This is a genomic window from Labrenzia sp. THAF191a (assembly GCF_009363335.1).
GTDB lineage: Bacteria > Pseudomonadota > Alphaproteobacteria > Rhizobiales > Stappiaceae > Roseibium > Roseibium algicola.
Genome location: NZ_CP045333.1, coordinates 710,156 through 723,461, shown reverse-complemented (window position 1 = coordinate 723,461; position 13,306 = coordinate 710,156). Strand labels below are relative to the sequence as shown.

The window sequence follows — 13,306 nt, the reverse complement described above, 5'->3', positions numbered from 1 at the left end:
GATGACCCTGCTGACGCTATAACCCCTTCCAACGATTTCCGGAGCCTTCCGGATTTCGGCTGTCGCCCGCCCCTGGTGCTGTTTTGGCACTGGTTCACGAGATGGCGGCGACACTCAAGGGGCCTTGCGCCTGAAGCTGGCTCAAAACAGCAGGACTTATTCATGACCGACTACATCGTTAAAGACATCGGGCTCGCAGACTGGGGCCGCACCGAAATCGAGATCGCCGAGCACGAAATGCCGGGCCTGATGGCCTGCCGCGCCGAATTCGGTGACTCCAAGCCGCTCAAGGGCGCCCGCATTGCCGGTTCCCTGCACATGACCATTCAGACCGCCGTTCTGATCGAAACGCTGGTTGCGCTGGGTGCGGAAGTCCGTTGGGCGTCCTGCAACATCTATTCCACGCAGGATCAGGCAGCTGCTGCAATTGCAGCCGCAGGCATTCCGGTTTTCGCCACCAAGGGCGAAACCCTGGAAGAATACTGGGATTATGCCGACAAGATCTTCGACTTCCCCGAAGGTGCGAACATGATCCTGGACGATGGCGGCGACGCCACGCTCTACATCCTGCTCGGTGCACGGGTCGAAGCCGGTGAAACCGGTCTGATCGATAACCCGAAGTCGGACGAGGAAGTGTGCCTGTTCGCGCAGATCAAGAAGCGCATGGCCGCCAACCCGGGCTGGTTCACCAAGCAGAAAGAGCTGATCCAGGGCGTTTCGGAAGAAACCACCACCGGCGTTCTGCGTCTTTATGAAATGCAGAAGAAGGGCGACCTGCCGTTCCCGGCGATCAACGTCAACGACAGCGTCACCAAGTCCAAGTTCGACAACCGTTATGGCTGCCGTGAGTCCCTGGTTGACGGTATCCGCCGCGGCACCGACGTGATGATGTCCGGCAAGGTTGCCGTTGTCTGCGGTTACGGCGACGTCGGCAAGGGCTCCGCTCAGTCCCTGGCTGGTGCTGGTGCCCGCGTGATCGTCACCGAAATCGACCCGATCTGCGCCCTGCAGGCTTCCATGGACGGTTTCGAGGTCAAGACCATCGAACAGGCTCTTCCGGAAGGCGATATCTACGTCACCGCGACCGGCAACAAGGACATCATCACCTTCGACCACATGCGTGGCATGAAGGACATGGCGATCGTCTGTAACATCGGCCACTTCGACAACGAGATCCAGGTTGCTGCCCTCAAGAACACCCAGTGCCGCCCGGTCAAGGACCAGGTCGACATGTATGTGTTCCCGGATGGCAAGCGCATGATCCTGCTTTCGCAGGGCCGTCTGGTGAACCTCGGCAATGCGACCGGCCACCCGAGCTTTGTCATGTCCGCAAGCTTCACCAACCAGGTTCTGGCGCAGATCGAACTCTTCACCAAGGGCGATCAGTACAAGAACGAAGTCTACGTGCTGCCGAAGCATCTGGACGAGAAGGTTGCCCGCCTTCACCTGGAGAAGCTGGGCGTCACGTTAACCGAATTGTCGGACGAGCAATCTCAATATCTGGGGATTAATAAGGCTGGTCCGTTCAAGTCGGAACACTACAAATACTGATTCCGGCGAGGCGGCCCACTAGATGTGGTGATCGCCTCGATTCGGGTCTGTGAACAAAAAAATGCAGGACCCTTTAATTTTAAGGGTCCTGTTAACTTTTCAATAACGGACTCTTCTGCGTGATTCTCAAAAAGGTTATGGTTTAGGCGAATCAAAGGCCACGAGGCGGATGTCTTTGATTTGCTCCCAGAAACCGGGAGCTGCAGCCCGCAAGAACAGGGCAAGGCGGCACAAGGGGATCACAATATGCCGATAAGCGGCAGGAACGACGCGCGGCCACGCGCGGCGTGGCGAGATTGGAGTCTGAAATCGGTGAAGCTCGGCGGAACGGCGCTGGCAGGCTGGAGCCTGTCTTGCGGTTCAGCGGCAGCCGACATGCTCGCCGACACGACTGCTGCCATTTCCCCCGATAACATGATTCTTTTTGGTGCGTTAGGCGGAATGTGCGCCTTTGCCGTCACCGCATCTGTCGCTCTCGTGCGTCATCGCAAACAATCCGGATTGCTGACCGACGCGCTGGAAAAGGAAAAGAGCGATCTCAAATTCCGGGTCGACCGCCTGGAGGCGATGCTCAATACCGACGAGCAACGCGTGATCGTCTGGACCGGCAACGGCGCCATGCCGCAGATCTGGGGCATTCTTCCCGAAAAATCTGGCGTGCCGCGCCCCCCGGCGCAACTGCTTGCGTTCGGCAGCTGGCTGACGGCAAAATGCGCCGGCGATCTGGAACGTCATCTGGACATGCTGTTCCGAACCGGCGAAGCCTTCACCACCACCTTGAAGACCCGCACCGGAACCTATGTGGAAGCGCTGGGGCGCACCACCGGCGGTGCTGTGGTCCTGCGTCTGCGCGATCTGACTGGCGAACGTCAGATGCAGGCGGAACTTGCTGCCCGCAATGCCAAGATTTCCGGCGAACTGCATATGCTGCACGCGCTGCTGGACGCCATGCCGGCACCGGCCTGGCAGCGCGATGCGGAAGGAAATCTCATCTGGGCCAACCAGGCCTATGCGGAAGCGGTCGACATGACCGACGCCGATCTTGCGATCAAGGAAGGGGCAACCTTCCTCGACGCTGCTGCACGCACCGCCATGGCCGTCCAGCGTAACGAAGACGGCTGTTTCAACGCACGTATTCCCATCGTCGCCTCCGGTGAACGCCGGGTGTTCGAAGTGACCGATGTCAATGCCAATGTCGGCGGAGCCGGCATTGCCGTGGACATCAGCGAACTGGAACAGGCCCAGAAGGAACTCGGCCGCGCCGAGGACTTCCACGGCCGCACGCTGGACCAGCTGGCAGCTGCGGTTGCCATCTACAGCGCCGATCGCAAGCTGCAATTCTACAACGCGGCCTTCCGCCAGTTGTGGGATCTCGATCCTGCCTTCCTGGAAAGCCGGCCGGAAGACAGCGCGGTTCTGGATGCATTGCGCGCGGCGCGCAAGATCCCGGAACAGGCGGACTATCGCGTCTGGCGCAACAAGATGATGGAGAGCTACCAGTCTCTGGAAGCTCGCGAAAGCTGGTGGCATCTTCCCGATGGCCGCACCCTGCGCGTCATTGCCAATCCGCACCCGCAAGGCGGCGTCACCTATATCTATGAAAACGTCACCGAGCAGCTCGATCTGGAAAGCCGCTACAACGCGCTGACCCGCGTCCAGGGGGAAACCCTCGACAATCTGTCGGAAGCCGTTGCCGTGTTCGGGTCCGACGGGCGCCTGCGCCTTTGGAACCCGGCTTTCGGTCGTATCTGGGGTCTGGAAGAGGATCAGCTTTCCGAACTGCCGCACGTCAAGGAAGTCGTCTCCGCCTGCACGCTCAATGAAACCGAGCGCGATGCCTGGGAACAGCTTGCCGGCAACGTGACGGGACTTCTCGACAACCGCACCCAGAAGGTCAGTCGTCTGGAACGCCACAACGGTGATGTCGTCGACTATGCCACTGTTCCGCTGCCCGATGGCGGCACGCTGGTGACCTTTGTCGACGTAACGGACAGCGTCAATGTCGAGCGGGCACTTCTGGAAAAGAACGAGGCACTGGAACAGGCCGACCAGATCAAGAACGCCTTCATCCAGCATGTTTCCTACGAACTGCGCTCGCCGCTGACCAACATCATCGGCTTCGCCCAGTTGCTGGCAGATCCGAAATTCGGAGAGCTCTCCGACAAGCAGAGCGAATATGCGGACTACATCCAGTCGTCCTCCTCGGCGTTGCTTGCCATCATCAACGACATTCTGGATCTGGCAACCTTGGATGCCGGCATCATGGAACTGGACCTGGGTGAAGTCGACGTTGCGCCAACCGTGGCAGCAGCCGTCGAAGGGCTGAAGGACCGGATCGCCGAAGCACGTATCAACCTGCGGACCCATGTGCCGGGTGATGTCGGCATGATGGTTGCCGACGAAAAACGCCTGCGCCAGGTCCTGTTCAACCTCATCTCCAATGCCGTGCGCTATTCCGAGCCCGACGGCGTGGTCGATGTCAGCTGCAGCCGCGAAGACGACAAGGTGACCTTCGTCGTTCAGGATCATGGCTATGGCATTCCAGCTGAAATCCTCACCCAGGTGTTCAACCGCTTTGTCGGGCATGACACAGGATCGCGCCGTCAGGGCGCAGGTCTCGGCCTTGCCATCGTCAAGAGCTTTGTCGAACTGCATGGCGGCACGGTCGACATTCAGTCCGCCGAAGGCAAGGGCACGACGGTGACCTGCGTCTTCCCCGCACGGCCCGAACTGGCGGACCAGGCGGCGGCCGAGTAGGACGCCGGATGGCAGACCACCAGCTGCAAGCCCTGTCGGGCGCCTTTCAGACAATCGAAATTGCCGACGAACAGGGCACGCGGCGACTTGCCAACGACATCGCGATGGTCCTGAAGCCCGGTGATGTCATTTGCCTGTCGGGCGATCTGGGCGCCGGGAAGTCCACGTTCACCAGGGCGCTGATCCGCACCTTCGCCGGTGAGCCGGAGCTGGAAGTGCCGAGCCCGACCTTCACGCTCGTGCAGACCTACGATTTCCCGCGTTTCGACCTGTCCCACTTCGATCTTTACCGGCTTGAAGAGCCCGAAGAACTGGAAGAGCTCGGGCTGGAAGACCTTCTGGAAACGGGAGCCGCGCTGATCGAATGGCCGGAGAAGGCGAACGAGCTGCTGCCCGGCAATGCCCTCTGGATCCAGATCACCCAGCCGACTGACGACGATGACCATCGCCGGTTCAGCCTCTATTCGGACGCCCCGCACTGGCAGAACCGGATCGGGCAATCGCTGGCAACGCGGTTCTTTCTGGGGACCGCTGGTCTCCCGGATGCCGAGCGTTGTTTCCTGGCAGGCGATGCTTCCCTGCGAACGTTCGAGACGGTTGCAACAGGGTCTTCGACAGCTGTTCTGATGCGCTGGCCTTTCCAGGGGGACGCGGTGCCGGAAGCTGTCCGCGCCTACATGGAAAAGGTGCATCTGGCGCGCGACTGCCGGGCGATTGTCGCGGTGGGAACGGAACTCAGGAACCATGGTCTTCGCGCGCCCGATCTTATGGCGAGCGACCTGGAAAACGGGCTGATCCTCTCGTCCGATCTTGGCCGGGATACCATCGTGGTAGACGGCAAACCGGTGCGCGAAAGATATGTTGCCGCCGTCGATGTCCTGGCGAAGATGCATGGTGAGGCCTGGCCAAAGACGGTCTCGCTCGCTGATGGTGGGCTGTATCAGGTCCCCGACTATTCAGCCGACGCGCTTGTTGCCGAAGCGGCGCTGTTTCTGGACTGGTATGTCCCGAAGGTGTCCGGAAAGCCGGCCGACGAGAGCACGCGCTCGGAATTCGAACGGCTATGGCGCGAGGCACTTGAAGACATAAGCGAGGCCCAGACAGGTTGGGTGCTGCGCGATTTTCATTCGCCGAACCTCCTTTGGCAGGCGGGTGCTGAAGGAACCGACAGGATCGGCTTGATCGATTTCCAGGACACGGTCTATGGCCCGGTTGCCTATGATGTTGCTTCCCTGCTGCTGGACGCCCGCACGGACATGGACGAAGCTCTGGAAACGGCGCTCTACGATGCTTATCTCTCGGCAAGAAAAATGCAGTCCGCAGAGTTCGATGAAGTTGGTTTTTCGAAAGCCTACGCGGTCATGGCGGCGCAGCGGATCTCCAAGATCCTCGGCATCTTCGTCCGTCTGGCCGAACGCGATGGTAAGCCGGCTTACTTGAGCCATTTGCCGCGCATGCTAGGCTATCTCGACCGGGTGCTTGACAGGCCGTTCCTGTCGGATTTGAAAGACTGGTACGCACGCTATCGGCACTGAACGCGCCGCGTTCAACCGGTCGCACATTTGAGACAGATGATGACAGACAAGCGGTTTCGCCCTTCCAAAGCCATGATCCTGGCCGCAGGCCTCGGCAAGCGCATGCGCCCGCTGACGGCAACGACACCCAAGCCGCTGATCGAGGTCAACGGTCAGGCCCTGATCGACCATGGCATGGACCGGCTCGCAGCAGCGGGCGTGAAGACCTGTGTGGTCAACGTGCACTACCTTGCCGATCTGGTGGAGGTTCACGTTCGCCGGCGTGCCGACATGGAAATTCTCGTCTCCGATGAGCGTGAGCAGCTTCTGGAAACCGGGGGCGGTATCAAGAAGGCGCTGCCGCTATTGGGGGAAGAGCCGTTCTTCCAGCTCAATGCCGATACCTGCTACTGGATCGAGGGCGTCAAACCCAACCTGGAACACATGATCGAAGCCTGGGACGAGAGCCGCATGGACGCCCTGCTTCTGGTTGCCGAAACCGTGAAAGCGGTTGGCTATTCCGGCCGTGGTGATTTCGACATGGCAAAGGACGGCGCGTTGACCCGGCGGCAGGAAAAGGGCGTGACGCCCTTTGCCTATGCAGGCGCAACCATTTTGCACCCGCGCCTGTTCGAAGATGCCCCGGACGGGCCGTTCTCCATGAACAGGCTTTTCGACAGGGCGATTGAAGCCGGACGTCTTTACGGCGTTCAGATGGAAGGCCTGTGGCTGCATATCGGAACGCCGGAGGCCATCCGTGCCGCCGAATATGCCGTTCGCGAGAGTGCCGCCTGAGGATGGCCGGTAGCGCGCGCCTCTGGTCTGTCCCGCCGTCCGTCCCTTTCCTGAAAACGCTGGTCGACACACTGGTCGACGGCACCCTGATCCCCGGCTTTCGCCCACTGGACGATCCACTGCTGCTGCCGTCGGTCACGCTGTATCTGCCGACGCGCCGCGCCGCGCGCCTGCTGCCGGAGCTTTTCCAGCAGCGGTTTGGTGGCCGGCCAGTTCTCCTGCCTGCCATCCGCCCGGTGGGCGATGCCGACGAGGATGCACAGAGCCTGACCGCCAATGCGGATCTGGAACCTCTGCCGCCGGCAATGCCCCTTCTGGAACGTCACCTTGCGATGACCAGGCTGGTGAAGGCCTGGAAGGGCATGTTGCGCAGGGAGGCACTCAGTCTCAGGTCCGACGAACCTCTCGGCCTTCCGGCGTCGACGGCCGATGCAGCGTGGCTGGCGGCAGACCTGCTGACGCTGATGGACGAAGTTGAGACGGAAGAAGCCGACTGGACGGAACTGTCCGGTCTGGTGCCGGAAGACCATGCCCGGTACTGGCAGATCACGCTCGATTTCCTGCAGATCGTGCGGGAGGCCTGGCCCGCGCATCTTGCCGAACTGAAAATGATGGACCCGAAGGCCCGTCGCTCGGCCCTTATCCGGCGGGAGGCCGAGCGCCTGGAACGGACACCTCCTCGTGGCCCGGTTATTGTTGCGGGCGTTACCGGCTCGGTTCCGGCCACCGCCGAATTGCTGAAGGTTGTCTCCCGGCTTGAAACCGGTGTCGTCGTGCTGCCTGGACTGGACCGCTATCTGGACAGCCGCTCCTGGGCCGTATTGGGAGAAAAGACGGGCAAGGCCTCAGCCCGCAAGGGTCTGATGCAGAAAGACGCGGCAACCCTGCCTTCACATCCGCAGTATTCGCTGAAGCAATTGCTTGATCGGCTGGGTGCCGGGCGGGAAGAGGTTGCAACGCTCGGGCCGGACCCGGATCGGGGGCTCCTGCTGCGCGAGGAGCTTGTCTCCGAGGCTCTGCGTCCCGCCGACACTTCCGATGGTTGGACAGCCTATCTGGACGCTCGTCCCCAAACGGACAGGGCAGAGGCCCTCGATGGTGTCTCGATCATGACTGCCCGCAACGAGGCGGATGAAGCCTTGAGCGTGGCGATTGCCTTGCGCGAAGCGATCGAGCGGCAGGAAAGTGCGGCCCTCATTTCGCCGGACCGCATGTTGACGCGTCGGGTTGCGGCGGAGCTTGCCCGCTGGAACATCCAGGTGGACGACAGTGCCGGCCGTCCGCTCGATCAGACCGCACCGGCGATCCTGGCAATCCTGGCAGCAAAACTCGCACTTGGCGGCTGCGAGCCTATCGATCTTCTGGCGCTTCTGAAGCATCCGCTGACACGGCTGGGCTTGCCGGTGAAGGACATCCGGTCTGCCGCCCGCGCGCTGGAGCGTGGCGTGGTTCGCGGCCCGCGCGCCCGGCCGGGAACGGCAGGTTTGCAGCTGGCTGTCGATGCAAGCCGGGAAGATGCGGGCAAGGCACATACGCCACGCTGGAAAAAGATCCACGACGAAGACTGGGACGTGATCGCGAACCTTGTCGACCGTCTTGCCAACGCGCTGAAACCGCTGGAAGAACTTGCCGCAGAAGGCGGCACGATCCTTCTGACCGACCTCGCACGGCGTCATGTCGATGTGATCGAGGCGATCTCGATCGATCACGAAGGTTCGGTGGCAGAACTTTATGCCGGCGAGGCGGGCGAGGCGCTGGCCCAGTTTCTGACCGGTCTTCTGGAAGCAAGCTCCAGCGGACTGGAAATTCCTGCCGGCGAATGGCCGTCGGTACTGCCTGCGCTGATGTCCGGTCAGGCCGTACGGCGCAGGCTGCCGGGCGACCAGCGGGTGCAGATCCTCGGTCCCATGGAAGCACGGCTTCAGGCCTTTGATTTCGCGATCCTGGGTGGCCTCAATGAGGGCGTCTGGCCTCAACGCACGCGCAATGATCCGTGGCTGAACCGGCCGATGAAGCGCGACATGGGGCTGGAACCCCCGGAACGCCGGCTCGGTGCAGCCGCACATGACTTTGCGCAAGGCATGGGCGCACGGCGTGTCCTTCTTTCGCGTGCCGCACGCTCCGACGGCGCTCCCACCGTCGCATCGCGCTGGCTGCAGCGCCTGACCACGCTTGCCGGGCCCGACCTGACGAAGAAACTGGAAGCGCAAGGGGCGGTATATTCCGCCCTTGCAGCACAGCTCGACCGGCCGGAAGGCGCGGTGCGGCCTGCGTCCCGGCCTCATCCTCGTCCGCCCTTGGCAGCGCGTCCGAAATCGCTCTCCATCACCGAAATCGAACGCCTGATCCGCGATCCCTACGCGATCTTTGCCCGTCATGTGCTCGAGCTGCAGCCGGTCGACCCGATCGGCGGCGAACCCGGTGCGGCCGACAAGGGCAACCTCATTCACGATGCGCTGGCGGATTTCCTGCTGACCTGGACCGGCGCATTCGACGACAGTGCCGTAAAGGCCCTGACAGAGATCGGCGAGGAGCTGTTCGAGCCTCTTGATGCGTTTCCGGCGATCCGGGCGCTCTGGTGGCCGCGTTTCCAGAAGATCGCGGCTGGCTTCGTCGCCTACGAAGCAAGGCGGTCGCAACACGTCAGCCAGCGGTTCCTGGAAATCGGAGGCGGTGTGGAACTGAAGTTGCCCGGCTTCGATTTCCGCCTGCGCGGCCGGGCAGACCGGATCGACCTTCTGAGTGGCGGCGGGCTGTCCGTGGTCGATTACAAGACAGGGCAGGTGCCCTCGCAAAAGCAGGTCGACGCGCTACTGTCGCCGCAATTGCCGCTGGAGGCCGCGATGGTCCGGCGGTTCGGGTTCAAGGATGTGCCGGCTGACGCGCCGATATCCGAGCTATTGTATCTGCAGCTGAAGGGCGGCAGCGAACCGGTGATCGAAGCACCGCGAAACCCGAAGGACACGCCGCTGGAAGATCTGGTGGAAGACGCCTGGACGCGGCTGGAACAGTTGATCGCACATTATGTCAGGGAAGACATTGGTTACCTGTCCCGTGCCCGCGTCATGCGCGAGCGGCAGATGGGTGGCGACTATGATCATCTTGCCAGAACGCAGGAATGGGCACTTGGATCGGAGGAGCCTTCATGAGCTTTCAGATCCCTGAAGTGACCAGGCAACGGCAGGACCTTGCCTCCCGCCCACGGGCCTCGGCCTGGGTGAGTGCCAATGCCGGATCGGGCAAGACCTTCGTTCTGTCCCGCAGGGTGGTGCGGCTGCTGCTGGATGGCACCGATCCCTCTCGTATTCTTGCGCTGACCTTCACCAAGGCCGCCGCTGCCGAAATGGCGACCCGCGTTTTCAAGATTCTCGGCGAATGGGTCACCAGGGATGATGCCGCACTCGCGGCCGAATTGCAGGACATTGAAGGCCGCAAACCAGATGCCGCGCGCCTGGCGATGGCACGCCGCCTGTTTGCCCGGGCACTGGAAACACCGGGCGGGTTGAAGATCCAGACCATTCACGGTTTCTGCGAATCCCTGCTGCACCAGTTTCCGCTGGAAGCAAACGTCGCGGGCCATTTTGCCGTACTCGACGACCGGGTGGCGGCGGAACTCATGGCGGCCTCGCGCGCGACCGTGCTGCATGTTGCCGAGACCGAGCCGGAAAGCGCCTTTGGCAGGGCGCTGGCATCTGTCATTGATCTGATGAGCGACGGCGGCGCCCAGAAGGCGCTGGACGAGTTGATCCAGAGCCGCGACGCCTTCCGTCGCTGGACGGTTGATGCCGGCGATCTGGAAACCGCGCTTGCCGAGCTTGCCGGTCTTCTGGAAACCGATCCGGCTCTGCGGCTTGCGGATTTCGACGAGCAGTTCCGGACCGCATGCCCGTTTGATCTGAACACCTGTCTTGCCTATGCCGAGGCACTGCGAACCGGCACCAAGACCGATCAGGCGCGTGCGGACGATCTGGTTGCCGCCGCGAGGCTCACGGACATAACCGCTTTCCGCGAGGCCTGGCAGGCGATTTTCCTGACAGCCAAGCTTGAGCCGCGAAAGTCGCTCGCCACCAAGAAGGTCGCGGAAACGTTCCCCCAGATGCTGGAGGCGCTGGAGGCGGAACAACAACGCCTGTTGGAACTGCTGGACCAGCGCCGGAAGGTGGCGACCTATGAGGGAACCACAGCCCTGCTGCGTCTCGCCGACGCGGTGATCGGTCATTATGAGCGCGCCAAGACCGCCCGCGGGTATCTCGATTTCGAGGATCTGGTGGTCAAGACGGCAACGCTGCTGCAGAAGTCCGATGCGGCGCTCTGGGTGCAATACAAGCTCGACCAGGGGCTTGATCATATCCTTGTTGATGAGGCTCAGGACACCAGTCCGCGCCAATGGGAAGTGGTGACTTCGCTTGCCTCCGAGTTCTTCGCCGGGACCGGTGCAAGAGACCGGGTCCGCACGCTGTTTGCGGTGGGCGACGAAAAACAGTCGATCTATTCGTTCCAGGGAGCTGTGCCGGCCTATTTCGATGCCATGCGACGGGCCTTTTCCGGCAAGGCCGAGGCGGCCGAGCTTGAGTTTCATTCCGTCAATCTGCAGCTCTCCTTCCGCTCCACGCCGGATGTTCTTGGAGCGGTCGACAAGGTGTTTCACGACGAAAGCGCCCACAAGGGCCTGTCGCAGGACGTGAAGGCGCCGGTCCATGAAGCCATCCGCCGCGACCCGGGGATCGTCGATCTGTGGCCACTGGAGGCCGAGGCGGAGATCGAGGAACCGGACGACTGGCGCCAGCCGATCGACCACGTCGGTTCGGGCAGCCCGATGCTGAAGGTGGCCAGGCGTATTGCTGCTGAAATTGCCCAGTGGATGCGCGATGGCTCGGCAAATCCCGGCGATGTGATGATCCTCGTGCGCAAGCGCGGGCCTTTTGTCGAAGCGCTCAACCGGGAACTGAAAGAGCTGGATATCCCGGCTGCCGGCAGTGACCGCCTTGTTCTGACGGACCATATCGCTGTTCAGGATCTCGCCGCTCTCGGCAGGTTCCTGTTGCTGCCGGAAGACGACCTGTCGCTTGCCTGCGTGCTGAAGAGCCCGCTGTTCAACCTGACGGACGACGACCTGCTGGAGGTTGCCCGGGAAACGCCGGAAAATGTGCGGCCCGGAACGCTGTGGCAGATGCTGGTGAAACGGTCGGACAGTTCGGACAAATGGAAGGCCGTGCGCGCAAGGCTGGAAGACTGGCGCGCGCGCGCCGACTTCGTGCCGCCTTACGAATTCTATGCCCGGCTGCTGGGGGCTGATGGCGGCCGGAAAGCTTTTCGCGCTCGCCTCGGCGTGGAAGTCGATGACGTTCTGGACGAGTTCCTGGCGCTCACCATTGCCTATGAGCAATCCGGCACGCCGGGCCTGGAAGGGTTCCTTGCCTGGATGGCAGCGGCACCGACCGAGATCAAGCGTGAGTTGACCAATACCAAGGGCATGGTCCGCATCATGACCGTGCATGGTTCCAAGGGGCTGGAAGCGCGGATCGTCGTTCTGGTCGATCCGGGGGCAGCCCCCGTCAGCGCAATCCACGATCCGGCCTTCCTGCCGCGCAAGCGTCTGGAAAACGATCTTCTGCCACCGGCTCTGGTCTGGCTGCCACCCAAGGCGGACCGGACACCCTGGCACGACGCGGCGGTGGAAGCCCTGCGGGATGCGCAGGAGGAAGAGTACCGGCGCCTGTTGTATGTGGCTCTGACCCGCGCCGAAGACCGGCTGATCGTCTGCGGCTGGGAACCGAAACGCGGTGCCCACGAGAACTGCTGGTATTCGATGGTCTCACGGGCGTTGAAGCCTGAGGCGCGTGAACTGACCGCAACCGATGGATCCGTTTCCGCCTGGCGCTGGCAGAAGGATGGCGTCATCGCCGAGCCCGAGGCAGGCGCGGCGTCGCATACCTCCGCAGTGCCGCGCAGCGAAGAACCGCCGTTGCCGGACTGGCTCTCCAGCTCCGTCCGTCCGCTTGCCAGGAAGAAACGCCTTCAGCCCTCACGGGCATTCGAGGCGATGGAGGAAAAGGAAGGCATCGAACCGGTGCCAGCGGTGTCTCGCCTGCAGGCGGGCAGGGATCTTGCATCCTGGCCCCTGGAGCGCGGTCGCCTGATCCACCGGCTTCTGGAGCTGTTGCCGGACCTGGCTGAAGACGCCCGCATGGCAGCGTCGGAAACCTACCTCAAGCAGGCCCTCAAGCCGGAATTTGCCGGGCGCATGCCTCACCTTCTGCGCGAAGTGGCTGCGATTCTCGAGATGCCGGAATTCGAGACGCTGTTTTGCGGTCATGCCCGCGCCGAAGTTCCGCTGGTCGGGACGATTCGGGCAAGCGACGGCACGGAAGTCGAGATTTCCGGACAGATCGACCGGCTGGTGGTTGAGGATAACCGGGTGGTGATTGTGGATTACAAGACCAACTTCCATCCGCCGGCATCAGTTGCCGAAATCCCGCTCGAGTACCGCGCACAGCTTTGTGTTTACAGGGAAATGCTGAAGCAGATTTATCCGGACAGGGAGATTTCCGCCCAGCTTCTGTGGACCGCGGTGCCGAGCCTGATGGAAATCCCCGAAAAGGTGCTGGAAGAAACCTTCGCCGGACTGCGTCCTGACGGCACATCGGCTTGACGGCAGGCCCTCGGCTTCCTACGTTCTTGCCAACTGA

The 13,306-nt window shown here is 62.1% G+C and carries 6 protein-coding genes; all 6 read left to right on the top strand.

Features of this window, described 5'->3' with window-relative positions:
- The first annotated feature begins 162 nt into the window (after positions 1-162).
- The 6 genes from ahcY (at position 163) to addA (ending at position 13,269) form a co-directional block, all read left to right on the top strand.
- Positions 163-1,551 carry an adenosylhomocysteinase gene (ahcY, locus tag FIV05_RS03365; protein ID WP_152508672.1) on the top strand — a complete coding sequence of 463 codons (1,389 nt, stop codon included), beginning with the start codon at positions 163-165 and terminating at the stop codon, positions 1,549-1,551.
- Between the two features lie 312 nt (positions 1,552-1,863).
- Complete coding sequence (locus FIV05_RS03360; protein ID WP_022998976.1) at positions 1,864-4,308, top strand: PAS domain-containing sensor histidine kinase; 2,445 nt, start codon at positions 1,864-1,866, stop codon at positions 4,306-4,308.
- 8 nt (positions 4,309-4,316) lie between these two features.
- Positions 4,317-5,843, top strand: a complete 1,527-nt coding sequence (tsaE, locus tag FIV05_RS03355) for a tRNA (adenosine(37)-N6)-threonylcarbamoyltransferase complex ATPase subunit type 1 TsaE (protein ID WP_152508671.1) — start codon at positions 4,317-4,319, stop codon at positions 5,841-5,843.
- A 39-nt stretch (positions 5,844-5,882) separates the two neighbouring features.
- Complete coding sequence (locus FIV05_RS03350; protein WP_152508670.1) at positions 5,883-6,617, top strand: nucleotidyltransferase family protein; 735 nt, start codon at positions 5,883-5,885, stop codon at positions 6,615-6,617.
- A gap of 2 nt (positions 6,618-6,619) precedes the next feature.
- On the top strand, positions 6,620-9,766 hold the full coding sequence (gene addB, locus FIV05_RS03345; RefSeq protein WP_152508669.1) for a double-strand break repair protein AddB: 3,147 nt from the start codon (positions 6,620-6,622) through the stop codon (positions 9,764-9,766).
- Positions 9,763-13,269 (top strand): double-strand break repair helicase AddA, encoded by a 3,507-nt coding sequence (addA, locus tag FIV05_RS03340; RefSeq protein WP_209009846.1) that lies wholly within the window; start codon positions 9,763-9,765, stop codon positions 13,267-13,269. Before addB ends, addA begins: the two co-directional genes overlap by 4 nt.
- The last annotated feature ends 37 nt before the right edge of the window (positions 13,270-13,306 follow it).